This is a genomic window from Enterobacter cloacae complex sp. P1B, assembly GCF_014982345.1.
Taxonomy (GTDB): Bacteria; Pseudomonadota; Gammaproteobacteria; order Enterobacterales; family Enterobacteriaceae; genus Enterobacter; species Enterobacter bugandensis.
The window spans coordinates 322,135-346,239 of record NZ_JADCLF010000013.1 but is presented as its reverse complement, the minus strand read 5'-3'; the positions used below and the strand labels follow the sequence as shown (position 1 = coordinate 346,239).

At 57.5% G+C, this 24,105-nt stretch carries 23 protein-coding genes and 1 pseudogene; 7 read left to right on the top strand and 17 right to left on the bottom strand.

Going from position 1 to position 24,105, the window contains the following annotated elements; genetic code table 11:
* Positions 1 to 32 precede the first annotated feature (32 nt).
* Together INF77_RS14510 and INF77_RS14505 are read left to right on the top strand one after the other, a co-directional pair.
* Complete coding sequence (locus tag INF77_RS14510) at positions 33 to 320, top strand: VF530 family DNA-binding protein (RefSeq protein WP_041909918.1); 288 nt, start codon at positions 33 to 35, stop codon at positions 318 to 320.
* A 7-nt stretch (positions 321 to 327) separates the two neighbouring features.
* On the top strand, positions 328 to 1,620 hold the full coding sequence (locus INF77_RS14505; RefSeq protein ID WP_063942441.1) for a glycoside hydrolase family 10 protein: 1,293 nt from the start codon (positions 328 to 330) through the stop codon (positions 1,618 to 1,620).
* Positions 1,621 to 1,660: 40 nt separating this feature from the next.
* Here the strand turns inward: INF77_RS14505 and dsbG are convergent, their stop codons facing one another.
* The 9 genes from dsbG to INF77_RS14460 form a co-directional block, all read right to left on the bottom strand.
* On the bottom strand, positions 1,661 to 2,419 hold the full coding sequence (dsbG, locus tag INF77_RS14500) for a thiol:disulfide interchange protein DsbG (protein WP_048959687.1): 759 nt from the start codon (positions 2,417 to 2,419) through the stop codon (positions 1,661 to 1,663).
* 41 nt (positions 2,420 to 2,460) lie between these two features.
* Positions 2,461 to 3,072 carry a DsbA family protein gene (locus INF77_RS14495; RefSeq protein WP_193531899.1) on the bottom strand — a complete coding sequence of 204 codons (612 nt, stop codon included), beginning with the start codon at positions 3,070 to 3,072 and terminating at the stop codon, positions 2,461 to 2,463.
* 6 nt (positions 3,073 to 3,078) lie between these two features.
* Positions 3,079 to 5,103 carry a protein-disulfide reductase DsbD gene (locus INF77_RS14490; RefSeq protein WP_193531900.1) on the bottom strand — a complete coding sequence of 675 codons (2,025 nt, stop codon included), beginning with the start codon at positions 5,101 to 5,103 and terminating at the stop codon, positions 3,079 to 3,081.
* Positions 5,104 to 5,151: 48 nt separating this feature from the next.
* Entirely contained in the window at positions 5,152 to 5,520 is a 369-nt protein-coding gene (locus INF77_RS14485; RefSeq protein ID WP_028013210.1) for a hypothetical protein, read from the bottom strand.
* Between the two features lie 87 nt (positions 5,521 to 5,607).
* A complete protein-coding gene (locus tag INF77_RS14480) occupies positions 5,608 to 6,168 on the bottom strand; it encodes an RNA polymerase sigma factor (protein WP_045630592.1) in 561 nt (186 codons plus the stop codon).
* Positions 6,169 to 6,173: 5 nt separating this feature from the next.
* On the bottom strand, positions 6,174 to 6,593 hold the full coding sequence (locus tag INF77_RS14475) for a hypothetical protein (RefSeq protein ID WP_047365118.1): 420 nt from the start codon (positions 6,591 to 6,593) through the stop codon (positions 6,174 to 6,176).
* 14 nt (positions 6,594 to 6,607) lie between these two features.
* Complete coding sequence (locus INF77_RS23485) at positions 6,608 to 6,727, bottom strand: hypothetical protein (protein ID WP_150144583.1); 120 nt, start codon at positions 6,725 to 6,727, stop codon at positions 6,608 to 6,610.
* Entirely contained in the window at positions 6,723 to 7,022 is a 300-nt protein-coding gene (locus INF77_RS14465) for a GPW/gp25 family protein (protein WP_150143848.1), read from the bottom strand. The genes INF77_RS23485 and INF77_RS14465 overlap by 5 nt, the downstream gene beginning before the upstream one ends.
* The gene (locus INF77_RS14460; protein ID WP_193531923.1) at positions 7,019 to 7,660 is read right to left on the bottom strand and encodes a phage baseplate assembly protein V; all 642 of its coding nucleotides are present in this window, start codon (positions 7,658 to 7,660) and stop codon (positions 7,019 to 7,021) included. Before INF77_RS14460 ends, INF77_RS14465 begins: the two co-directional genes overlap by 4 nt.
* A gap of 356 nt (positions 7,661 to 8,016) precedes the next feature.
* Between INF77_RS14460 and INF77_RS14455 the strand changes: the two genes are divergently transcribed.
* The gene (locus tag INF77_RS14455; RefSeq protein WP_150143850.1) at positions 8,017 to 9,108 is read left to right on the top strand and encodes a hypothetical protein; all 1,092 of its coding nucleotides are present in this window, start codon (positions 8,017 to 8,019) and stop codon (positions 9,106 to 9,108) included.
* Positions 9,109 to 9,272: 164 nt separating this feature from the next.
* Positions 9,273 to 9,737 (top strand): annotated as a pseudogene (locus tag INF77_RS14450) (tyrosine-type recombinase/integrase); the annotation flags it as partial.
* Positions 9,738 to 9,848: 111 nt separating this feature from the next.
* Here the strand turns inward: INF77_RS14450 and INF77_RS14445 are convergent.
* The 8 genes from INF77_RS14445 to INF77_RS14410 form a co-directional block, all read right to left on the bottom strand.
* A complete protein-coding gene (locus INF77_RS14445) occupies positions 9,849 to 11,399 on the bottom strand; it encodes a methyl-accepting chemotaxis protein (protein WP_193531901.1) in 1,551 nt (516 codons plus the stop codon).
* 89 nt (positions 11,400 to 11,488) lie between these two features.
* A complete protein-coding gene (locus tag INF77_RS14440) occupies positions 11,489 to 12,505 on the bottom strand; it encodes a LacI family DNA-binding transcriptional regulator (protein ID WP_047368592.1) in 1,017 nt (338 codons plus the stop codon).
* Positions 12,506 to 12,533: 28 nt separating this feature from the next.
* Positions 12,534 to 13,940, bottom strand: a complete 1,407-nt coding sequence (locus INF77_RS14435; RefSeq protein WP_193531902.1) for a sucrose-6-phosphate hydrolase — start codon at positions 13,938 to 13,940, stop codon at positions 12,534 to 12,536.
* Positions 13,940 to 15,310, bottom strand: coding sequence for a sucrose-specific PTS transporter subunit IIBC (locus INF77_RS14430; protein ID WP_028013216.1), 1,371 nt, complete (start codon positions 15,308 to 15,310; stop codon positions 13,940 to 13,942). The genes INF77_RS14435 and INF77_RS14430 overlap by 1 nt, the downstream gene beginning before the upstream one ends.
* Positions 15,311 to 15,376: 66 nt before the next feature.
* Positions 15,377 to 16,894: a carbohydrate porin gene (locus INF77_RS14425; RefSeq protein WP_193531903.1), complete on the bottom strand. Its 1,518-nt coding sequence runs from the start codon at positions 16,892 to 16,894 to the stop codon at positions 15,377 to 15,379.
* A gap of 172 nt (positions 16,895 to 17,066) precedes the next feature.
* Positions 17,067 to 17,957, bottom strand: a complete 891-nt coding sequence (locus tag INF77_RS14420; RefSeq protein ID WP_193531904.1) for an aminoimidazole riboside kinase — start codon at positions 17,955 to 17,957, stop codon at positions 17,067 to 17,069.
* Between the two features lie 88 nt (positions 17,958 to 18,045).
* On the bottom strand, positions 18,046 to 19,257 hold the full coding sequence (locus tag INF77_RS14415) for a diguanylate phosphodiesterase (RefSeq protein ID WP_193531905.1): 1,212 nt from the start codon (positions 19,255 to 19,257) through the stop codon (positions 18,046 to 18,048).
* A 95-nt stretch (positions 19,258 to 19,352) separates the two neighbouring features.
* Entirely contained in the window at positions 19,353 to 20,834 is a 1,482-nt protein-coding gene (locus INF77_RS14410; RefSeq protein WP_193531906.1) for a carboxylesterase, read from the bottom strand.
* A gap of 266 nt (positions 20,835 to 21,100) precedes the next feature.
* Between INF77_RS14410 and INF77_RS14405 the strand changes: the two genes are divergently transcribed.
* The 3 genes from INF77_RS14405 to INF77_RS14395 are packed head-to-tail and all read left to right on the top strand — an operon-like array spanning position 21,101 to position 24,090.
* Complete coding sequence (locus INF77_RS14405; RefSeq protein WP_193531907.1) at positions 21,101 to 21,955, top strand: MurR/RpiR family transcriptional regulator; 855 nt, start codon at positions 21,101 to 21,103, stop codon at positions 21,953 to 21,955.
* 12 nt (positions 21,956 to 21,967) lie between these two features.
* Positions 21,968 to 22,543: a D-alanyl-D-alanine dipeptidase gene (gene ddpX / locus INF77_RS14400; RefSeq protein ID WP_028013222.1), complete on the top strand. Its 576-nt coding sequence runs from the start codon at positions 21,968 to 21,970 to the stop codon at positions 22,541 to 22,543.
* A gap of 14 nt (positions 22,544 to 22,557) precedes the next feature.
* Complete coding sequence (locus INF77_RS14395) at positions 22,558 to 24,090, top strand: ABC transporter substrate-binding protein (protein ID WP_041909887.1); 1,533 nt, start codon at positions 22,558 to 22,560, stop codon at positions 24,088 to 24,090.
* The last annotated feature ends 15 nt before the right edge of the window (positions 24,091 to 24,105 follow it).

Genomic DNA, 24,105 nt, shown 5'->3' with positions numbered 1-24,105 from the left:
AATCCCCAAAAAATCGAGACATCCGGACGCCTATGACTGCACACATTTCCAAAGATCCTTTACATGGCGTAACGCTGGAGATGATGGTCAACGCCCTGGTGGCGAAGTATGGCTGGAGCGAATTGGGCGACCGCATCAAAATTAACTGTTTCAGAAAAGATCCCAGCGTTAAATCGAGCCTGAAATTCCTGCGCCGCACCCCGTGGGCGCGCGCGGAAGTTGAAGCCCTGTATCTGGATTCCCTCAACGATGAGGAAAGCGCAGAACAGGCGGCGCCCGCCTTTAATCCCTGGGCTAACAGTCGGATTATCAAGAGCTAATACGCAAATGACGCGACACGTAAAACGGATCGGTGCGCTGGCTGCCTGCGCGCTTTTACTTGTAAGCTGCTCCTCAAAACCACCTAAATCACTGGTTACCCCTCTTCCCACCGCCAGCAAACCAACACAGCAGGCAAACGAGCCGATGCGCGGGGTCTGGCTGGCGACCGTCTCTCGTCTCGACTGGCCGCCGGTGGCCTCGGTGAATGGCCGCAGCGCCGACCAGCGCATCACCATGCAAAAGCAGGCGCTGATCGGCAAGCTCGACAACCTTAAGCGCCTCGGGATTAACACCGTATTTTTCCAGGTGAAGCCGGACAGCACCGCGCTCTGGTCATCAAAAATTCTACCGTGGTCAGATATGCTGACGGGCAACATCGGCGAATATCCGGGTTACGACCCGCTGCAATTTATGCTGGATGAAGCGCACAAGCGCGGCATGAAGGTCCATGCCTGGTTTAACCCATACCGCGTGTCGACCAACACGAAGCCATCAACCATCGCCGCCCTGAACCGGACTTCATATCTGACCCCGTCCAGCGTCTATGTTCAGCACCCGGAATGGGTACGCGTCTCCGGCGATCGTTTTGTTCTCGACCCGGGCATTCCCGAAGTGCGTGACTGGATAACCAAAGTGGTGACCGAAGTGGTGGCGAACTACCCGGTAGACGGCGTGCAGTTTGATGATTACTTTTACGCTGAATCGCCGGGATCCGCGCTCAACGACGCGCAAACCTGGCGGCAGTACGGCCAGGGATTTGCCTCAAAAGCCGACTGGCGCAGACACAATACGCAGCAGCTGATCGTGCAGGTCTCCCGCGCGATAAAGCAGACCAGGCCCAACGTGGAGTTTGGCGTCAGCCCGGCGGGCGTGTGGCGAAACCGCTCCTTTGACCCGGCGGGTTCGGACACGCGCGGCGCCGCAGCCTACGATGAATCCTACGCCGATACGCGTCAGTGGGTGCAGCAGGGCCTGCTGGACTACATCGCCCCGCAGATATACTGGCCCTTCGCCCGTGATGCGGCGCGCTATGACGTGCTGACCAAATGGTGGGCCGACGTCGTCAAGCCGACCCATACCCGCCTGTATATCGGCATTGCGTTCTACAAGGTGGGCGAACCGTCGAAGAATGAGCCGGACTGGACGGTTCAGGGCGGCGTGCCGGAGCTAAAAAAACAGCTCGACCTTAACGATTCGCTGCCCAACGTGAACGGCACCATCCTGTTCCGGGAAGATTACCTGAACCAGCCGCAGACCCAGCAGGCGGTGAACTACCTCAAAGGACGCTGGGGTAGCTAAGTGACTATCAGGCAGAAACGCCCCGTTTCTGCCTGATTTCTTACGGCTTCGGCCCGAACATTGCCTCAAGCTGCTGCGCGTCCGGCATACCGACCACCTGCTGCAACTCGTTTTCCGCATTCAGATAGTAAATGGCCGGCGTGGCGTTTGCGCCCAGGCTGTCCATCAGCGCCTGATGTTTTTGCAGGATCGCTACCGTTTCGCGGGAAGCCTCCCCTTCAGGTTTTGGCAATTTTTTCCCACCAGAGAGCTCGTATTCGCGCCAGGCCGAAACCGGATCTTTCGCATTCAGGATCGCAGAGGCGTTACGCCCGCTGTTGGGGTTAAGAAACGCCACCAGCAGCGTGTTGAGCTGAACCTTGCCCGCCTTCACCCACGGCTGCGCTTCGGCCCAGAACTGCTTGCAGTACGGGCAGAACGGATCGGCGAAGACGAAGACCTTACGCGGGGCGTTATCTGCCCCTTCCTTCAGGGGATGCGCCGCGTTGAGGTTCTTCCACATCTCGCGCCCCATCGGAGCGTAGATCTCTTTCTGGAAATAGCCTTCGCTGAGGTTTTTTCCTTTTTCATCGTACAGATAACCCGAAATGACGTGCTTGCCGTCCGGCGTTAAAAACAGCGTCACGCCCATGTCCTGATATTGCCCCAGCCAGGCCGGTGCGCCGCCGGGGGCATCCAGTTTCTTAATGATTTTGATCTGCTGCTGCTCGCTGAACTGCTTCACCACATCCGGTATGGCATCAGCGGCCTGGGCCAGCCCTGAGGTCGCCAGCGCCGAAAGTAACAGTAATTTTTTCATTTCCCTCTCCGGTTTCTCGGGGGCATTCCGCCCCCTTCAGGTTAGCGGTTTTTCAGTGCGTCACTGACCATTTCGTCGAATTGTTCAAAAGGAACCCAGCCGGGCAGCAGCCCTTCGCCGATAAGCGTGGCGGGCGTGCCCTGAATTCCCATTTTTTCCGCGACGATCAGGCTGCGTTTGATCGACACCATGCTCTCGTCATCCGGCGCGCTGACGCTCACCCCCGCGCGTTTTTGCGCCTCCTGAATGCTGGCGTCATCGTGGTATCCCTTTTTGGCCATCAGGGTATGGTTAAATTTCATAAACTGCTCGGGATGCGCGCGCCAGACGGTTAACGCGTCGCGCGCGGCGGTCAGCGAACTTTCCGAGCGGAAAGGTAAAAACTTAAAGACCACCGCCACATCAGGGTGTTTTTCGACGATCTTCTCCAGGTAAGGATCGAATTTCTTACAGTACGGGCAGTTATAGTCGGTAAACACCACCAGGGTAAGCTTTGGATTTTTCGCGCCAATACGCGGCGAATCCGGATCGTTGAACAGAAAATCAGCGATCATCTTCTGCGCACGCTGTTCCTGGTCCGGCGTCAGCGGCTGGGCTGCCATCATCTGAGTCGAGGCCAGCAGGAGCATAAGCGTAATAAAGAATTTTTTCATAGTGCATTAGCCTTTTGCGTTGTTCAGGGTGGTGACCAGGGTGCGCTTGTCCAGCAGCGGCGAGAGGATCTCTCCGTCAGGCGTGCCGGGGCCATAGACCTCATTAAAGGGAATGGCGTAGCGGTTTCGCTTCGCGAGAAACTCCGCGATAAGCGCGGAGGGCTGGCTCCAGTCTCCGCGCAGGGCCACCACGTCCGGCTGGCTCAGCGCGGCAATAACGTCCGGCTGACGCAGTACCCGGTGCTCGTTAACTTTGCAGGTCACGCACCAGTCCGCCGAGATATCCACAAACACCCGTTTCCCCTGCGTCAGCGCCTGCTCAATGGCCTCCTCGCTGAGCGGCTGCCACGGGATGGTCTGTGCGACGCTTTGCGTGGTGGCGTCAGACGGTGAGTTGAGCAACCCGCGCAGCTGATACCCGCCGAACACCGACAGCGCGATGACCACGACCCAGAATAACGGCGATGAGGTTTGCCCCTTCTTCGCGAACAGCGCCAGCGCGATAACGATCAGCACCAACATCACGACCTGGCTGACCGCCTCGCCCAGATGCAGGCTCAGCAGCGTAACCAGCCAGAGGCTGGAGGCCAGCATCATCAGGCCCAGGATCGTTTTGAGCGTGTTCATCCAGCGGCCGGGTTTTGGCAGCAGCATGGCCGTTTTCGGCACCAGGGCCACAAACAGCCACGGCAGGCTCATGCCCACGCCCAGCATCAGGAAGATAAGCCACAGGGCGTGCAGCGGCGCGCCAAGGGCAAAGGCAACCGCCGTGCCGAGGAACGGCGCGGAGCACGGCGTGGCAAGCAGCGTGGCGAACATCCCTTCGCAGAAGCTGCCGCCAAGCCCTGTGCCACCTGCCATTGCCAGCCGCCCGGCGGCAGCAGAAGGGAGCAGCATCTCAAACGCCCCAAACAGGTTCAGCGCAAAGAGGAAGGTCACGGCAACCATCAGGCCGATAAACCACGGGTTCTGGAACTGAATGCCCCACCCCAGCGACGCTCCGGTCAGCTTAAGCGCGGTCACCATCGCGGCGAGCAGCGCAAAGGAGGTGAGGATCCCGGCGCTGGTGGCCAGGAAGCGCAGCCTGATGGCCCGCCTGTCCGATCCCGCCTGCAGGATGCTGTTAAGCTTCATGCCCATTACCGGCAGCACGCAGGGCATCAGGTTCAGAATCAGCCCGCCCAGCAGGGCAAAAAGCACCATTTTACCCGTTCCTTCAGGCGCGGGAGGCTCTGCGGAAGTTGCCCCAACGGTCATGGTGGTTTGCTGCGCGTTACCGCCATTGGTCAGCACAAATGACAGCCTCTTGCCTTCCAGCGAGGCGGGTTTATCGCCCCATTCGTCGGTCACGGGTACCGTCACCCGAAGCGTGTTGCCGTCGTGCTTAATGGCCGGCTCGCCGGGCAGAATGTCACCCTCCAGCGGGTCAAAGTAGATCCCCGGATTGTTCCACTTCCCGTCCGTCGTACCGGTAATCACCAGCTTGTCGCCAGCGAGCCAGGCGGAGAGATCCGTGGATACGCCAGACGTGCCTGGAACGGCGCGCATCGCTTGTTCGAACTCGCTACGGAAGCCCTCATCCGCCGGCTGGGTAAAATCGAGATGCAGCGGGTAGTCCGTCAGCAGGCAGACGTTGCTGCAGGTGGAGAGCGTGAGCGTTCCATTGAGCGCGTCGCTCTTCACCCCGTCGAGAACGATCGGAATCGTGACCTTATCGTGATACCCCTGCGTGGTCATGCCGGAGATATCGAAGCGCGAAGGAACCGGCCAGGACCAGTTGTCCGTTACGCCTTCCGGCCAGCTGATTTTTGGCGCGACGCCGCCCTCGCCCGGCGATCGCCAGTAGGTTTTCCAGCCGGGCTTTAGCTCAACGGTGAGCAGGCCTTTAACGTGCGTTTGTTCCCTCTCCGCCTGAAAGCGGATGCGGGCGTGATCGTTTTGTGGAGAGACCAGCCAGCCGGTGTCTGCCGCATGGGCAACGCCGATGCAGGACAGCCACAGGAGGACGAATCCCCTGAAGAGGTTAACCATGTTGTACTCCGTGAACAGTGAAAAATTATCGTGTGGTGACGATGTTTTTCATTCACGGAAAACGCAGTTTTTCAGGTGTATTCGGGGAGGCGGCGCCTGAACGGGCTGTTCCGCGGGAGCGAATGCCCGCCCTTGCGTCAGCAGCTGTAACAGCGCGAAGAAGATAATGATAGCCGGCAGCGCGCCGTCGAAGAACAGCGGCTGGGCACAAAGAAGCGACTGGGCGCCCAGCTGGCAGGGCGATGGCCCGGACTGCTCGGTGCTACTTTGGGTTGGGGCATCTGCACTCAGTGAAATCTGCGGATCCAGTCCCTGTAAAAAATGGTTGAGCATAACCGCACGCTGCACGAGGCAAATCGCCATCGCGAGACAGGTGATGATCAGAAGCCATTTTCCGAGGAGCTGACGGTTGCGCATAATATTCCAGAGTAACAAGACGCCCCGATCATAAACGATAGTGATGAATCTACAAGTGCCGGAAGTGTAAGGTTTTGTCTGTCGCTGCTATTCCCCCGTCAGCGCGTCGTAGATATCCCGCAGACGCGTGCGCAGAAACAGCACCGCCTTGTGCTTGCGGGATAGAAGCGCCTGCTCGCTGGCCCCCGTCTCCTCTGCCAGCATTTTAATGCTGTAGCCGTGCAGCTCGGTCTTTTCAAACACTTCGCGCTGCGGTGGTGGGAGTTCTGACAACGCCTGCCCCAGCTCTTCCCACAGCAGCGTTTTGAGATACTCCTCCTCCGGCGTTTGCGGTACGCCGAACAGGGTTTCGGCCAGCTCGTCCTCGGGAAAACCCTCTTCGTCTTCGCCCGTAAAATAGCCGGAGAGCGGCACCTCGCGCTTTTTACGCGCCCGGTCTGTCATCTCGTTACGCGCCGCGCGGAACAGCCAGGCCGCGACGTTTTCGACCGGCTGCTCCACTTTCATCAGCTGATACGTGACTTCCTGCAAAATGTCGTCGGCATCATCGCGAACGGACGTCCGTCCGCGAATGAAAGCTTTCAGCCGGGCGCGGCAGGCGTTGAGCGCCGACATCAGCATGGATCCGCCCGCCTCCCCGGCTTTCATTTCGCTCACTCTGCTTCCGGGGTTTTGGGCGCGGCGTCATCGCGCTTATCGTCACGATGGCCGTGCCAGCCGCAGTGACCGCGACCGTGACGACCAAAGCCTTCGCGACGCTGCTGAATAAACGCCTCGCGCTGCTCGGGCGTCATGTTCATCCAGCGCTCGTGCATCCGCCGGTGCGCGCCAAACATCCCCGGGCGGAAACCTAATCCGCCAAACAGAATGCGGCTCAGCACCAGAATCCCCAGCGCCTGCCAGAAACCAATGGCCTTCACGCCGAGGATCGCCGGAAGCAAGGCGTTCCACAGGGACATCACCAGCAGGCCGAGCACGATGAAAATGACCGCGCCGATGATTAAGCCCTTGCCCATACGGTGGCGCCCGAATCCGCGCCCGTGACCTCTGCCGTGCATTTCAAAATCTCTCATGGTGTTTACCTCGTTTACAGTAACTGATTATGGCTTGTGATGAGGTAGACGGATGAGGGAGGGAAATATTGCTGGGGTGAATATAAAATTACCGCTTTCGGCGTCGCTGCGACGCTCTCAGACGCACTGTCAATCGCACTGCTTAGCTGATAAAGCCTTTCTCCTTAAGCGTGGCGTCAGGATGGTCGAGAGGTTTATGCGGTGCTCCCATTCCTGGATCGCGGAATAGCACGCGGCCATACTCTGCAGGCTCAACGCCGGGGTCTGCGGCTGGTCAATCATCTGCGACAGGAGCGAGCCGTATTCACGGCGCATGACGCGCGACCCAACCGGCGTGACCAGAATGTCGCGCACGCTTTGCCGGATATGCTCAACCTCAGAGATGCTGATGCCGGTCTGGCCGTTCATTCCCAGATAACGCACCGTCATTGCGTCCCCTTAGTCCAGCTTCCGCCGCTCTGTACGTTGCCGTGCGCGTGATTATCCACCTGCACGCCGTTTGATTTCAGTGTCCCGCCGGTGTGCTCGATGTTCCCACCCATCTTCCCGCCGTTCTTCACTTCGAGCGAGCCGGTCGTCAGCTTGTTGGTGCACACCACCTCCGGCGTATCGAGCGTGATGCGGCTCGACGCTTTCACCAGCACCACCGGCACGGTGGCCGCTATGGACTCAGACGCGGTGACGTCTGCGGTTTTGATGCCTGACACAGTGAGCGCGCCGTTGTCGGGCTCATACTCAATAACCGCCCCGTCATGAAAGGAAACGTGAAGCGCATCAGGGGAGGTAGACGGCGCGGGATGGTCATCCGAGAAAATGCCGGGCAGCACAAATACCGTATCGAGCTCGCCGCCGATCGCCAGCAAAAGCACTTGCTCGCCAACGGATGGAGCCCACCACACCCGCGAGCGACCGGCGCGACTGGTAAGCCAGTTCAGCCAAGTAGTTTCCATGCCGCCGGTCTGGACGCGACACAGCCCCTCGTCGTGGTCGACGTCGGTCACGATGCCGGTGCGGATAAGGTTGCGGGTCGCGCGTGCGATTTCCTGCAGAGAATTTAGATTATTCATGGGGAAAGGATGCCGAATGGAAAGGCCAGCGGCAATAAAGCAAGGTTTTGTCATTTATGGAACAACATCCAGCAAATGAGAGCCCCTACTGCGCTATCATTCGGGCAATAATGTTTACTTAATTAAAATTTCCACCAAATATCCGCAGAGAGTGATTTTTCAAATTTCTTATTTCCACTTTGATAACAACAACGAACTTCACATAACCACATCATAATTAGTTGATCTCCACGTGATTGATAGTATATGATTGCGGGACAATATGGCATGGGCGCAGTCGAGCGCAAATGTAAACTAGCTTTACATTGGGAGGTTAAAATCCTTTCCGTGCCTCCTTTTTCAGACGGGAATGTCTAATGACTTTCAAATTAGAACAGTCTTGGAAGATTCTGATATCTTTAGATAATAACTCTCCTAATTATTTGAATTCCCATGAACTCTTCCTAATAGAGTCAGGGAAATCATTTTTGCGTAAAATAGGCGGAGGCATGGAAAATTTTGAAATTAGTCCATTAGTTCTTCGCCCAACCATCATTTTCAACAACGCAATATCTAAAATTGCCAATAAGTTAGGATTTATTGGAAATAAAGCACCGTATAAAAATGGAAATGAAACCCTTAACATAACCACTCACCTTTATTTTGAAAAATACATTATACTAACACTCAAGCACACTCAGTTTGACATCCCAACCACTGTTAACTTAAGAGAAAAAACTCTTCTAATCCACTATCCAGGCATATATAAGCTTGCTTTGTCAATCGCTGGATTAATTAAGTCAGGGGATTATAAAAACATTATTCCTTTGACATCAATCGGAACTTTACGTTGTACTTCGATTGAAATATCTGATGGCAATTCAACTCACTTTGATAGTTCTGATTTAGTCGAGTCCTTAACTGGTCATTTGCGACCGGTACAACATATAGTGCATGACGTTCTTAAGCGTAACAAAACGCACCAGTTAAACGAAGCACTAACACTTATAGATAAACAGGGTGTGATACAGCAAATACCTTTTGCTTTCCCCGCGAAAAAAGAAGCTCATAAAAAATACGTTATTTGCTGTAATCTCTTTGAATTATTCATTTTAATTAACAAAGCAGTACAGGATAATGCATTCGGCACTAACAAGACCTTTATCAAAGCCATGACTTTACTTGTAAAAACACCAGAAAAAATAGTGAACAGTTATACTGCCATCAAGACCATCGAACAATTCGTAAAAGACTTTCACTTATCAAACTATTTAGATGATCTCGAGCACGAAGCTAGTAAAGAATTTACTTTAGCTGAGTCTATTAAAAGCCAAGAAATAAAAATGACGAGTTTTAAAGATGGGTTAAAAAAATTCTATGCCTCGGATAATTTCTTTGGGGTTTTACTGACGGCCTTAATTACCGGCATTGCCGCAGCTTATGGTATACTCGTTAAGTTTTTTGAATGATAATGCCATTCCCACTTTGTGGTGATGTAGAGCAATCCCATGCTACCGTTTAAACCCACTTATTCAAAGAGTAATGTGATCGACTATCCTTTTTAACACGTCTCCTCCAGAGGGGAGACATCAAGCAATTGTACTTCCCCTAATATGCTCCATTACCAATTCCTCAAATTGCGGTTTTGTGTTTGAGTACCGGAGCAAGATGGGGAGAAGCTGCGCGATTGAAGGCGGAGAATGTGATTCATAACCGGGTGTCTTTCGTTAAGACGAAAACCAACACACCGCGCACGGTCCCGATCTCTGATGACGTTTCGGCTTACGTAGTCGGCAAAGCACGAGGCTTTCTGTTTCCTGAGGCCAGTTATGCTGAATTCAGGCGAATCCTCAAAGAAGTTAAGCCCGACTTATCAGCGGGGCAAGCAACACATGCGCTACGACACTCTTTCGCCACGCACTTTATGATTAACGGGGGCAATATCATCACACTGCAGAGGATCTTAGGTCATACGAAAATTGCGCAGACAATGGTCTATGCGCACTTCGCTCCTCAGTACCAGCAGGACGCGATTTCGCTTAACCCGCTGAAGAGTGCTAATGGTGGTGAGAGTGTCCACAATGTGTCCACACCCTAGCCGCTTTTTATGGCTTTTGGCTGCTAGTAGTCAAACGTGAAGCCTTGTCTGGCGCGGCTTTCCAACTACGCCAGACATGAAAAGGCTCCCTCAGGAGCCTTAAACCATCAATCAAGCCTGCACCGGCAACCTAAAACTCGCAATACTCCGTGAAAGCTGCTGCGCCTGCTCCTCCAGCGAGGCAGCTGCCGCCGCGGACTGCTGCACCAGCGCGGCGTTCTGCTGGGTTACGCCATCCATCTCGGTCACCGCCTGCCCGACCTGGCCGATCCCGCGACTCTGCTCTTCGGAGGCGACGGAGATTTGCTCCATCAGCGTATTCACCTTATTCACCGACGAAATAATCGAATCAATCACCTCGCCCGAGCGGCTCACCAGCTCCGCACCGTTTTTGACGCTGGAGACCGACTGCGCAATCAGGCTTTCGATGTCTTTAGCCGCCACCGCGCTTTTCTGCGCAAGAGTGCGCACTTCGCTGGCCACCACTGCAAAGCCGCGGCCCTGCGTTCCGGCGCGCGCCGCTTCAACCGCCGCGTTAAGTGCCAGAATGTTGGTCTGGAAGGCGATGCTGTTGATCACGCTGGTAATGTCTTCGATGCGCTTCGAGTTCGCCGCGATGGTGTGCATCGTGTCGATGACTTCGCGGGTCACCGCTTCCCCGGTGTGGGCATTTTTCACCGCGTCCTGCACCAGTTTTCCGGCCTGATAGACATTATCGGTATTGTTCGCCACCGTCGCGCTCAGCTCCTCCATGCTCGCCGCCGTCTGGGTCAACGCGGAAGCCTGCTGCTCGGTACGCGAAGCCAGATCGATATTCCCGGCGGCAATCTCCTGCGCCGCGTGCGTCACGGTATGGCTCGCATCGCGCACCTGGGCGATAGTCGCCAGCAGTGCCAGACGCATCTGCTCCATCGAACCCATCAGGTGGTCGATTTCGTTGCTTGAACTCCCCTTCACCGGCACCGGAACATCCAGCTTGCCCGCTGCAATCTGGCTGCAGTGCTCGCGCGCCAGGTTTACCGGGGCAAAGACAAAGCGCTTCATGAAGATGCTGACTGCAACGATCACCACCACAAACAGGCAGGCAATAACGGCAATCATCACCAGGCCGGAGACGAAATTGCTGCTCGCATCCTCGTTCAGGCTTTTAGCGTATTTCTGGTGGACCGAAAGCACCTGGTCGAGCACGATTTCGTACTGGCGGTCGAGACGGGAAACGTCCGGGATCAGCGCGTTAAATTTGGCGACATCGTGCGCCGCAGCGGCATCGATCAGCGGCGCCAGCCCCTGGTTGCGGTAGTTTTGCCAGGCGTCCTGATAGGCACTCACCATCGGTGCTTCATCCGTCAGACGCGGCGAAGCCATAAACGCCGCAAAGGCATTGTCCGCTTTGGTCAGCGCCTCTTTTACTGCGGCAAGCTTCGTAGACTCGTCAGCCGAGTTGCCCGCTTCCACCATCTTTACATACTCCATCACCCGCACGCGCAGCGTACGGCTGTGGTTGATGGGGTCAATAATGGACAGCACAACCTGGATCTCTTTGTTCACGTTATCCAGGGAATTATTACTTTTAATGATGAGGCCAACGCTGGTGACGGTGCTGACAACAAAGAAGAAAAGCAGCGAGAACAGGACAATCAGGGACGACTTTTTCAACGACATAAACCAATACCTCAAGGAGAATTATTCCTTATGGTTATCGGCGCTTCCAAAACTTAAATTAATTAAAGTTATTGATGTATCCCCTGGGGCTATACCGCTGACTTATAGCGCCGCTGCAGGGTGGCATCCAGCTTGCGCTGCAATGGCTGCGGCGTCTCCCCTTCGATCAATTTGCCAATTAGATCAAAGCAGTGCCACGCCAGCTGGCGGTTGTCCTGACGAATGGTATCCACCGGGATCGTCAGTGAATCGTAGAGATAGTGATCGTCAAAGCTGGCTAACCTGATATCGCTTTGCAACAGGTTATGCTGGCCCATATAGCGCAGCACCCCTTCCAGCAGCCCGCAGGCGGCGGTGAAAAGCGCTTTTGGCGGACGCCCCAGGCGGGCGCAGAGTTCAGCAAACATCTCGTATCCGGAACTCGGGTGATAGTTGCCGTGAATGATCCACTCGGGGCGCAGCTCCACGCCGGCCTCTCGCAGACCTTGCTTAAAACCGTCCAGACGGTCGCGCGTCGGAGACAGGCGCGGCTGGCCGCCGAGGAAGTAGAATTCATTCGGATGCTGGCGCGCAATGTCCGCTACCAGCGCCGCTGTCGGGGAAATGGAGTCGGTGATCACCAGCGGCAGCGCGCTGTCGTTCATGTGCCGGTCAAAAAGCACCACGGGCAGCTGCTCGCTGAGCTTCAGGTAGTCCGCATCGTTCAGCATGCTGGAGGCCACAATCAGCCCGTCCACCTGACGCGCCACCATATTGTTCACCACCACCGTCTCCTGCCCTGGGTTTTCATCGCTGCAGGAGATAAGCAGCTGAACGCCGGCCTCGCGGCACAGCGTCTCCAGCTCGTGAGAAAAGACGGCGAAACCGTAGTTGGTAATCTCAGGAACGACAAGACCAATGGTGTGGCTGCGGTTATCGCGCAGCGAGCGGGCGTGAATGCTGGGCTGATAGTGGTGCTCTTTTGCAATCGCCAGCACGCGCTCGCGCGTCTCTTCCGCCACGCGAAGCTCTTTGCTGCGCCCGTTCAGGACCAGGCTGGCGGTGGCTTTTGACACACCCGCCAGCTCCGCGATGTCTTTTATGGTGACGCGTTTTGTTTTTCTCACAACGACTTAGATCCGGCTGCCAAAACCCTCATTCTATCATGCAGGCGCGCAGCGACCAGTAGCGTAATGTGATGTCGGACGCACCTTCGAATCGCACCCGGGCCGGATGGTCAGGAAAATAGCGGCTGCTCATCACCCCTTCGCCGTGATTGATGAAAATTTCAACGCTTGAGCAGTCGCACAGAACGCGTAAATGACGAACCTCACCCTGCCAGTAGCGGGTCAATGTTTCACCGGTTTTCAGGCTCGCGCGTTCAAGGCGTAAACCCTGCTCATCGACCGTGAGGCGCAGCGCGCCTGCGAAATCGACATTCACCTGCGATGCGCCCAGCTCAAACTCCAGGCGCGTCGCGTCCAGTTCCGGCGCCTCGCTGGCGCGCCCCTGCCAGCGCTGCTCATCTTCACGCAGCGCCGCCAGCTCGCGCGCCGGGGTCTGCCAGAGCCTGCCGTCACGATAGCGTAATTCACGCGGGCAGGTCATCTGGTGCATCCAGCCGTGCGACCGGGTTGGCTGAAGCATCTCTTCCCCGTCCGGTACGCCCATCCAGCCGATCAGAATGCGGCGTCCGTCTTCTGCTAACGTAGTTTGCGGGGCGTAGAATTCAAAGCCCGCGTCCAGCTCGTGAAGCTCGCCGTGATCGAATGCGGCGCTGGCATAGTCAAACGCACCGCTCATCCAGGTGGCCGGATAAGTATTGAGGTAGCGATGCGGCTCGCGCGCCAGCCCCTGCGGGCAGCAGATCAGGACGTGCGTTCCGTCGAGGGCGAACAGGTCCGGGCACTCCCACATATACCCCGCTTCCGTCAGGCCGTTGACGCCGTGACCGGCGATCTCCCCGCAGGACGTCCAGGCATGCAAATCGGCTGATTTAAACAGCAGCACCTTGCCGCGCTTTTGCACATCCTGCGCACCCAGCACCATGTACCACTCCCCGTCGTGCTGCCATACCTTCGGGTCACGCACGTGGCCGGTGTAGCCTTCCGGCAGCGCCAGCACCGGCCCCAGCTTCGTAAAGGTTCCGTCCGGCTGCTCCACGGCGAGGCACTGCCAGGCGGTGCGGCTGCCGTCATCAAACTTAACGTTGCCGGTGTAGCACAGCGTGAGAACGCCGTGGTTGTCCACGGCGCTACCGGAGTAGCAGCCGTTGCGGTCATACTCTTCGTCGGGCATCAGCGCCAGCGGCTCATGCTGCCAGTGCACGAGGTCCGCAGAGCTCCAGTGCCCCCAGCATTTAAAGCGATGCTCGCAGGCCAGCGGGTTCCACTGATAAAACAGGTGGTAGCGTCCGGCAAACCAGATAAACCCGTTCGGGTCGTTCATCAGCCCCGTCACCGGCGCGGGGTGCCACTGCGGATAATGGCTGTCCGCCTGCGCGCGCGGCTGCCCTTTCATAACGGCCTGCAGGATCGCAGGCCAGCGGGAAAGTTGCGTCATTATTCAGAGTCCGTTTTATATTTCAGCAGCAGCGAGACGGTAAACGCCACGCCGAAGGCAATCACCATGCCGATAATATAGTTAAGGAGCGAGCTGGCCTGAACGATAGCCATGCCCGGAATGGCGGTCAGCCCGACGGCGGTCATGTAGACATGCACTGACACCACCCAGGCTCCGCCCGCCGCGCCGCCGATCAGCGCCGCGATAAACGGCTTCACGAAGCGCAGGTTGATACCAAAAATGGCCGCTTCGGTAATGCCCAGCATCGCAGAAAACGCCGACGGTAAGGTAATGGCTTTGATTTTCGCGTCTTTGGTTTTAAACCACACCGCCAGACAAGCGCCGCCCTGCGCCACGTTCGCCATGGCCCAGATCGGCAGCAGAAAGTTTACGCCAATCGACGGGTTACCCAGCAGCCCGGCTTCAATCGCGTGGAAGCTGTGGTGAATACCGGTGATCACAATCACCGAGTACAGCCCACCGAACAGCAGCCCGGCCAGCCAGCCCGCGTGTTCAATCAGCGTGCTCAGAATAAAGGAGATGCCGTCGCCCAGCGCGCGCCCTGCCGGGCCGATAATCAGCAAGGCGATGAAGCCAGAGATAACGACGGTGAGGAACGGCGTCAAAATCAGATCCAGCGCGTCCGGGATCGCGCGGCGCAGGTTTTTCTCGACGATGCTCATAAACCAGACGGCCAGCAGCACCGGGAATACCGTGCCCTGGTAGCCAATCATCGCGATCTCAAGGCCGAAGAAGTTCATGGTGTGGAAGCCGGAGGCCACGCCCCAGGCGTTGGTCAGCGCCGGGTGGGTCAGAATGCCGCCCAGCGTCGCGCCCAGATACGGGTTGCCGCCAAATTCCCGCGCCGCGGTAAAGCCGATCAGGATTGGCAGAATGATAAACGCCGCCGAGCTGCACATGTCCAGCATGATGTAGAGGGCGTTATCCGCATTGACCCAGCCGTAGGTTTTCACCATGCCGAGCAGGCCCATCAGCAGGCCGGACGCCACAATGGCGGGAATGATCGGGACAAAGATATTGGAGAGCAAACGCGCAATGCGCTGGAACGGGTTCAGCTTGCGCGCCGCGATATCCGCCGCTTCAGACTTGCTGGACTCACTAATCCCCGCCGCCTGAATAAACGCGGCGTAGACCTTATTCACCACGCCCGTGCCGAAAATGACCTGCATCTGCCCGGCGTTATGAAAACAGCCCTTCACGCCCTCGACCTTGCCAATCGCCTGCCGATCGGCAAGCGCGTCGTCGACCAGCACCAGACGAAGACGCGTAGCGCAGTGCGCGGCGCTGGCGATATTTTCCTTGCCGCCCAGCAGCGGAATAAGCTCGCGGGCGATTTGATTAACATCCATAGATACCTCTGCCTGACTTCTTTTTATGATGTGCGAAACGCTCCCGCCGGGCGGGAGCGTGATGGGTTAAAACCAGGTTTCCATCTGGACCCCAAAGTTCCATTCCCCGCCAGCGTTGAAGCCGCTGCTGCCAAAGGCATCATCGCTGGCGTAATTATCCAGTTTGCTGCTCCAGTCCATCCAGGTGGCAAACAGGCGCAGCTCCGGGCGGCTGAAGAAATCGCCGATTTTGCTCGCTTTTAACGTTGGCGCAAAGGTCAGCTTGTAGAAACTGCCGTTCACGGCGTTACGGTCCTTATAGCCTTCCGGATGTAAGTCCATGTACTGATAGCTTCCCTCAAACGCCAGCGCGAAGTTCTGGGTCACCTCTTTAATCAGGCGGGTGTTGAGCGTCACCCACTCATAGCTGTCGCCCTTGACGTAGCGATCTTTGCTGCTCTGTGCCAGCACGGCAGGCGCGATACTCCAGCCACCGCCGACAGGCGTGACACCGTAACTTGCGAAGCGCCAGGTATCGGCATTGGACAGCAGCGCCCCGTCGGAACCGATGCTCTTAACTTCTGCGCCCAGGCCGTGACCGTACAGCAGCGCCGTTTTGGCACTCCCTTCCCGCAGGCCGTAGAAGCTCTCGTTGTGCAGCCCCACCAGGGCATGAACGCCGTTATTGGCCGCGTCGGTTTTGATGAGATCGCCGTTAGCGTCTTTACGGTCGTCGTTATCCTTCGCCCGCAGGCCGCTCACCATCACCTGCAGCGGCCCGGCGAAGTGATTCATGCTGAGGATGTAGTTCTGAACGTTGTTGTCGGTCTGCTCCACGCTGCCGAAGTTGCGGCCGTAGATCGAGAAGTTGCTGCGCAGCGAGTCGTTCCACTTCACGTCGTAGACGCCGCCGCCGGTACCGGCCAGGAATACCACGTCGGAATCCAGCCAGTGAATATCAAAGTTGTCGCGGTCGAAGCGTTTACCCGCCCAGAATGTGCTGCCCTTGAGCGCGCCGGTAAAATCAGGCAGGTTACCCAGCTCCGCAAAGGCCTGGCGAATATTGAGATCGCTGGTATCGGCTGACCAGTCGTTATAGGTTCGCTGACCGTCGGCCAGCATCGCCTTGAAGCGCGTGGTCGCCCCGTTATCCAGGGTTTGCTTGTGCTCCAGGTTCAGCTCGACGTAGGTGTCGGCTTCGTTACCCAGACGCCCTACCGCACCGCCGGTTTCCCCGGCTGGCGTCAGGTACGGGCCGCTTTTGCTGCTGGAGGCCGCGTCGTTCATCAGCAGGCCGGAACGGGCGTAGCCGTGGAACTCAAATCCGCTACTCTGATCCGCTTTTTTCTCCAGCGCGGCGGTACGCTGCGCCACCGCCTGGGTTGTGGTTTGCGTCTGCTGCTGGGCGGCGACCAGCTGCTGCGTTTTTTGTTCGGCTTCGGTGGCGCGTTTTTCAGCGACCTGCGCACGCGCTTCAGCAGCCTGAAGGCGCTGCTCCATCGCGGCAAGGCGCGCTTCGATACTTGTCATATCCGTCTGGGCAAAAACAGAGGTACTGCCGGCCAGCATGCCTATCATCACGGCAAGTCTGCGTTTTTTATACATTTTGTCGCATCCCTAAAAGTATTAATCGAACGTGCTAAATTGCTAAACCGGTTTAGGTTGCTGATACTAAACCCGGGAATTTTGGATCGGCAATCTTTTTTGCTAAACCGATTTAGTAAGTGTGATCGAGGCGACAATTCAGGCCGCCGGACGGCGGCCAGTGAAGGAAGGATTACAGGTCGTGCTGCCAGGGCAACGCGGTCATTGCCCCCTTTGCCGTGGTGGCTAACGCGCCACAGCGCTGGGCTAAGGCGATTGCCGGGACCAGCTCCTGACCGGCGGCCAGCCCGTAGAGCAGCCCGGCGACGAAGGCATCGCCCGCGCCAGTGGTATCGACACATTGCACATGGGTAGCCGGATAGTGTTTCACCGCGCCCTGATGCCAGGCGATAACGCCCTCTTTTCCCTGGGTTACCAGCACCAGGCGCGCCGGGCAGCGCTGCATCAGCGTGTTCAGACATTCTCGTACATCCGCATCGCCGGTTAAAAATGCCAGTTCCTCAACGGAGAGCTTGACCACGTCGGCGCTTTGGAGGGCCTGTTCCAGGCAGCGACGCAGCGCGTTCTCATCCGGCCAGAGATCCGGGCGAATATTGGGGTCGAAGCTCACGTAACCGCCCGCCTTCCGGATGGCGTCCATCGCCTGAAAGGTCGCCGAGCGGCTCGGCTCTGCGCTTAGCGCGATGGAACAGACGTGCAGCCACTCGCCCGCGCTGAACGTCGGCAGGTCGGCGGGTTCCAGAAACAGATCGGCGCTCGGGCGCACCATGAAGGTAAACGAGCGTTCGCCGTGGTCGTCCAGATCCACCACCACCGTAGAGGTGCGGTGCGCCGGGTCAAGGCGCATATGCTTCACGTCGACCCGCTCGTCAGCGAGCGTTTTCGCCATAAAGCGCCCGAAAGGATCGTCGCCAACCCTGCCGATAAACGCGCTTTTGCCCCCCAGCCGGGCAATGCCCACCGCGACGTTTGCCGGTGCGCCACCGGGGCACTGCAGTAATTTCCCTTCGCCATCGGGCAATAAATCCACCACCGCATCGCCAAGTACCCAGATTTTTTCCATGTGATCCTCTTAGCTAAACTATGTTAAACCGTTTTAGCTATTTAAGCACAGGCAGGGAAAAGGGGAAATAACGCGGGAGGAAAATTGCCTAACGCTTCAGATGCGGCCAGCGAATATCGCCAACGCCGTTAAGCTGCGGACGGGCAAACAGGAAGCCCTGGAAGCGGCGGATCCCGGCAGATTCGAGCCAGCACCACTCCTCTATTTTCTCGATCCCTTCGGCCACCAGGGTAATTTCAAGATCGGAGCAGCAGCTGATGATGGAGCGCACAATCGCCTGCTTCGGGCCGCTGAGATGGATATCGCTGATGATTTCGCGATCGATTTTGATTTTATCCGGCTGGAAGCGGGTCAGCAGCGAAAGCCCGGCATAGCCGGAACCGAAATCATCAATCGCCAGCCCAACGCCCTCGGCACGAAGCTGTTTAATGGCGCTGTTGAACTGGTTAAGGCCGGATATCATTTCGTTTTCAGTGATTTCAACGACCACCTGCTCCGGCTGAAGCCCATGCTGTTTAATCTGATCGACCAGAAACGCCACCGCGCCAGGGACGTTCACCAGCGACATCGGCAGCAGATTGACCGCAATTTTATGGCTGCCAATGCCCAGCTTTTCCGCCAGCGCGAAGGCATACGCTTTCGTCTGGAGATCGACTTCATAGATTTTGGCCGGGTCCAGAGAGCTGAAGAAATGTTCCGGACTGCCGCCGTCATTGCCGCGGATAAGGGCTTCGAAGGAACTGATCTTGCCTTCCGAGGGCTCAATAATGGGCTGAAGGGCAAACTGGCAGTGCTGGCTGACAAGCAGGCCCAGACTCTGCCCCAGCGGTAAGGTCTCCGTTGAGAGCGTCCATTTTGCCGGATCGTAGCGTCCCCCCGACGGGGCCGGACGTTTGCCCGTAATAAACGTCTGTATAAATTTGAACACCCGGTCATCAGATGTCAGATAGCTGTCCAGCTTGCTGTAGCGCAGCACCGACTGCAGCACCTCTTTCGGCGACTGCGTCTGCAGGTCGAACAGCAGCATACCGACGTTTTCGAAGCGTCTGCGCGGGCCATAGTCCCGCAGCAGTTCAACCACCCCGCTGTGACGCTTGTCCTCACGGATGGTGTGGAACAGTTTGACCACACTCTCTTCCGACCCTTCGAGGATCTGCAGAACGTCATTCCCTTTTGCCAGGAGGACGCCGGTAATATCCAGTTTTGTGTTGCGGCCCCTGGCGCGCTCCACCAGCTCCCGCAGTTCGGTGGACGGGCGGGATAAATTCAACTGGCTTCGGTAGATCAGCGTCGTCAGCACAAAAAGGGGTTCCAATGATAAAGAGAGGTGCCTTGAAGCTACTATGTAACATACTTAATCAATGCGACCTAACATATTCACGCTACAAGGGAACATTACTTTTCCCCATCGCCAATCCTGCTGTCGATCCTCTCCAGCATGTAGTCATAAAACGGGTTCGAGGTGACCCTCATCAGCGCCTCTTTGCCAACGCTCAACACGGACGTTTCTCCCCACAGCGCAATTGTCCCCAGGCTTATCCCGTAGCGGTTTTTCACCCCAGGCTCACGGCCATAGAGATCGTCATCCGGCGGGAACGGCACGGCGATATGCGACAAGGAATAGACATCCTGCGGCCAGGTCTGCACAAGCGGCACAACCGTCTCCCGCGTGCTGCCTGCTGGCGTTGTTTTCGCCACCGTCGAGAAGCTGTGTGCGTCCGCATTGGTAATAATCGTGACACCGTAACGTCTCTGCGCAACCGGCAGCAGCGCCGAGGTTGCCGTCCACGACGATGGCTTGAACAGCGGACGGAAGCTGGCCGCCTGGTTGATATCAAACACCACCAGCTCACTGCCGTTTGCCGGAAGCTGGTCAAACAGGCCGGTCACCACCGCGCGGGTGCTGACCGTAGAATCCATGACCGACTGGAATGCAAGTACCGGGGGCAGATTCACCAGCCTGTTCTCCCGCGCCTCGCGGCCAATCTGCTCCTGCAGGGCCTTCGTCAGCAGCCACGACTGGCGGGCGGCGTTCACCGGGAACGAGTTGCATTTATACGGATTATATTCCGGGGAGATATTCAGCCACGCCGCTTTGGCAAACGCCGGCAGCAGCGCTGGTAGCCCCGCAAAACCGGCAAAACGCGCAAAGGCCGTCACGCCGATCATTGGTGAGAGCAGGATTACCTGCTGCGGTCGACGAAGCGCAGAGGAATCCAGCGCATCGAGAGCATATTTCATCGCCAGCGCCCCGCCGTTGGAGTACCCCACCAGATGCAACGGCACGTTATCCCCCGTCAGGCGCGTGGCTTCCCGCACGGCAAGACGCGTCGCCGCGAGCCACATCTCCCAGTCAACGTCGGTCAGCGCGCCGGGCGCGGTGCCGTGTCCGGGCAGGCGCGGAACCACGGCCACGAAGCCGTGCTGCTGATAATTTTCGGCAAGGTGCCTGACGCTGTAAGGCGAGTCCGTCAGTCCGTGCAGCAATACCACCGCGCCACGGGGTTTTCCTGCTGGCATCAGCACAAACGAACGGTTGGCATCGGGCGTGAACTGTCCCGGCCAAACCAGGCTCTGGCGATAATAGCGGTTTAGCGGCGTTTGTTCCTCGCCCGCTGTTTTCGCCGTCACCGCCCTATCAAGCTCGGCGAAAATGGCGTTTTCCCGGGCAACATACCCGGCAAAGTTGGTGTTATCGAGTTCACGCACGGACATCTCGTCCGCCCGCCAGGTGTGCCAGAGGTGCAGGTCCGGCCCCTGCTGCGAGAGATAGACCCGCACCGCCAACAGGACGACCAGGACGATCCCCACGACCATCCCTGTTTTCTTTGCAAGCGCCGCCAGGCGCACGCTGATTCGCCAGGGCAAATTCGCCATGCCGGGATCCCTTTTATGTTCACTGTCCTTTTATCTTATCAAAAATGTGAACGGACTGACGTATTCATCAAATTCATACCTGCCGCGTCAGCCGCTGCACCAAAAGTGAACTACGCTGCACAAATGTTGATCATTGGTTAACTAAATATTGCGTGAAATTAACAGCACGGCGGGTTTTTACCTCACCGTGAACATGGCACGCGTCGTGCATTGTTAACCCGGTAACACAAATCCAGCTTTTGACAGCCAGTTAACAGCGAGGCGGTATGACGACGAAACCCGAGATGTTGAGCCGTATCGAAGCGACGTTCAGCCAGCTCACTCCCAGCGAAAAGCGGGTCGGGAGCTGGCTGCTGGCGCACGCCGCACAAATCCCGTTTGAAACCGCGGAAAGCGTCGGTCTGGCGAGCGGGACCAGCGGGATCACCGTCGGACGCTTCCTGCGCAAGCTGGGGTATCGCAACCTGGAAGATGTCAAAAAGAGCCTGCGCGATCCGTATCAGCCCTGGGGCATGAACGAGCGGCTGGACTCCTGGCAGCAGCAGCGCCCCCTGCCCAACCGCCTTCAGCATGCCCTGTCGCTGGAGGTGGACGCCATTACGCAGGTGTATCAGCTGGCGCAAACGGATTCCTTCCGTCAGGTGGTGCACAACCTGGCTCACGCCGACGCGGTGTTTGTGCTGGGGATCCAGTCCACGCGCGGGATCGCCAACGCCTTCTTCAGCCATCTCGAGTACCTTCGCCCGCGCGTGAGCTATTCCGAAGGCGCGTCCGGCAGCTGGGTGGAATCCCTCAACTCCGGGTTTTCGCACCCTTACGTTGTGCTGACCGACACGCGCACCTACTCCACGATGGCCCGCCAGTACTGCCGCGTGGCGAGCGAAAAAGGGATCCCGCTGGCCTTAATCACCGACATCTGGTGCCCGTGGGCGCGGGATTACCCGATGGATTTACTGCAGGTGAAAACCGATACCGGTCATTTCTGGGATTCGCTTGCCCCCGTGAGCTGTCTGTTCAACCTGCTGCTGTCGGGCGTAGTGGAAGCGCTGGGTGATGCGCTCCCGACGCGTCTGGCGGTAAACCGACAATTACAACAAGAGTTTGGTCAATTCGAACGCTAAAGGAGCGGAGCTATGCCCGATGAGAGTGAACTGATTGACGTGGCGAAGACGTTTCCCACGCTGCATATCGATCTGAAGTACGCCACCGCCGACAACATCACCGGCAGGCCGATCTATCAGGAGGCGCTGTGCCTGCTGCATACCGACGCCGCCACCGCGCTGGCAAAAGCCATCAGCATTGCCGCCCTGGCCGGGCTGAAGCTGGTGGTGTACGACGCCTACCGGCCGCAGCAGGCGCAGGCCCAGCTGTGGGACGCCTGCCCGAACCCGGAGTATGTGGTCGATGTGGCAATTGGCTCCAACCACAGCCGCGGTACGGCCATCGACGTCACGCTGATGGACGAGCATAACAGCGTGCTGGATATGGGCGCCGGTTTTGACGAAATGCATGACCGTTCGCATCCCTATCACCCTTCCGTACCCCCGCACGCCCAGCGCAACCGTCTGCTGCTGAACGCCATCATGTTCGGCGGCGGTTTTGTGGGGATTAGCAGCGAATGGTGGCACTTCGAACTGCCGAACGCCGCCAGCTACCCGCTGCTTGATGACCGTTTTGCCTGTTTTCCCCTGACGCACACCTCTCTTTAACCTGGAGCACTGCCATGAAAACATCGCTTCTCACAACCCTGATTGCCGCCACGCTGGCGTTGAGCGCCCCGCTGGCGCTGGCCGCCGTCCCGAAAGACATGCTGGCGATCGGTAAAGCCGCCGACCCGCAAACGCTCGACCCTGCCATCACCATCGATAACAACGACTGGACCGTCACCTATCCGTCCTACCAGCGTCTGGTCAAGTACAAGCCCGGCTCTACCGAGGTGGAGGGCGATCTGTCGACGGGCTGGAAGGCGTCCGACGACCAGAAAGAGTGGACCTTTACCCTGGCGGATAACGCCAAATTCTCCGACGGCACGCCGGTCACCGCCGAAGCGGTCAAGCTCTCCTTTGAGCGCCTGCTGAAGCTCGGCCAGGGGCCGTCTGAAGCCTTCCCGAAAGATCTGAAAATTGATGCCGTCGATGACCATACGGTGAAATTCACCCTCAGCCAGCCGTTCGCGCCTTTCCTCTACACGCTGGCAAACGACGGGGCGTCCATCATTAACCCGGCGGTGCTGAAGGCCAATGCCGCGGACGACGCGCGCGGTTTTCTGGCGCAAAACACCGCCGGTTCCGGGCCGTTTATGCTGAAGAGCTGGCAGAAAGGCCAGCAGCTGATCCTGGTGCCGAACCCTCACTGGCCGGGCGACAAGCCGCACTTTAAGCGCGTCTCGGTGAAAATTATCGGCGAGAGCGCTTCGCGCCGACTGCAGCTTTCCCGCGGCGATCTGGACATTGCCGACTCCCTGCCGGTCGATCAGCTTGCGGCCCTGAAGCAGGAAGGCAAAGTCGCCGTCGCGGAATACCCCTCCCTGCGCGTGACCTATCTCTATCTCAACAACAGCAAAGCGCCGCTCAATCAGGTGGATTTACGCCGGGCCATCTCCTGGGCGACGGACTATCAGGGAATGGTAAAAGGCATTCTGAGCGGCAACGGCAAGCAGATGCGCGGCCCGATCCCGGAAGGCATGTGGGGCTTTGACGCCGCGGCAATGCAGTACAGCTTCGACGAGGCCAAAGCCAAAGCGGCGCTGGAGAAGGTCAAAGACAAACCCGCCAGCCTGACCTTCCTTTACTCGGACAACGATCCGAACTGGGAGCCTATCGCCCTCTCCACTCAGGCGAGCCTCGGCAAGATCGGCATTAACGTCAAGCTGGAAAAACTGGCCAATGCCACCATGCGCGACCGCGTCGGCAAAGGCGATTACGACATTGCCATCGGCAACTGGAGCCCGGACTTTGCCGACCCGTACATGTTTATGAACTACTGGTTCGAATCGGACAAAAAAGGGCTGCCGGGCAACCGCTCGTTCTATGAGAACAAAGAGGTGGATTCGCTGCTGCAGGCCGCGCTGAAAACCACCGACCAGGCGGAACGCACCAAAGATTACCAGCAGGCGCAAAAGGTGGTGATTGACGAAGCGGCCTACGTCTATCTGTTCCAGAAGAACTACCAGCTGGCGATGAACAAAGAGGTCAAAGGCTTCACCTTTAATCCGATGCTCGAGCAGGTGTTCAACATCGCCACCATGAGTAAATAACGGTTCTCGCCGGGG